The sequence below is a fragment of the Brevundimonas nasdae genome (assembly GCF_016654005.1).
Lineage (GTDB): Bacteria > Pseudomonadota > Alphaproteobacteria > Caulobacterales > Caulobacteraceae > Brevundimonas > Brevundimonas nasdae.
The window spans coordinates 1-861 of the sequence record NZ_JAEPWN010000029.1 but is presented as its reverse complement, the minus strand read 5'-3'; the positions used below and the strand labels follow the sequence as shown (position 1 = coordinate 861).

The 861-nt window shown below is 62.5% G+C and carries 1 pseudogene; it reads right to left on the bottom strand.

The window, feature by feature from the left end:
- A pseudogene (locus tag JKF87_RS18130) lies at window positions 1–770 on the bottom strand (IS5 family transposase).
- Window positions 771–861 lie beyond the last annotated feature (91 nt).

The window sequence follows — 861 nt, the reverse complement described above, 5'->3', positions numbered from 1 at the left end:
CTAGGTGGTGTGGACAAAGTGCCTGACCCACAAGCGGATTGAAGCGACGAGGACGAAACCGAGGAAGCTGTCGGCGGTCTTGTCGTATCGGGTCGCCAGTCGGCGGCTGTGTTTGAGCCTTGAGAAGCAGCGCTCAACGAGGTTCCTCAGGGCGTAGATATGACCGTCGATGACGGGCTGAACCTTGCGGTTCCGCCTTGCGGGAATGACGGCGACGACATCCCTGGCGTCAAGGTCGGCCAGGATGAAGTCGGCGTCGTATCCCTTGTCGGCGAGCAGCACGCGAGGCTGTGGGCCGGGTTCGTCCATGACCGGCGCATAGCCCTTCACATCGGAGACCTGACCGCCGCTCAGCGTGACCGCAACAGGGAGGCCCAAAGCGTTGCTGCGGAGATGGATCTTGGTCGAGAAGCCACCGCGAGAGCGGCCAAGACCCTGGTCCTCATCCCCTTTTTTAGCGCGCCGGCGGCGTGCTGATGGGCGCGGATGATGGTGGAATCGATCATCTGGACGCTGCCATGCCCTGCGCCGGCCTCGTTCAGCGCCTCCAGCATCACCTCCCAGGTCCCCGCCAGCGTCCAGCGCCGGAACTGCCGATAGACCGAGTTCCACTCGCCGAAATGGCTGTGCAGGTCACGCCAGGCCGTGCCTGTCCGAGCGATCCAGAACACTCCGTCCAGCACCCGTCGGTGATCACGAGGACGCCGCCCCCGTCTCGGCCCCTTCTCGACAACGAACGGCTCGAAGAACGCCCATTCCTCGTCCGACATCAAACCACGAACCAACGCCACTCTCCGCAAAGAGCAGCCTTGAATCAGTCATCTGGTGATTTGGGAATCCACTTTGTCCACACATCCTAGA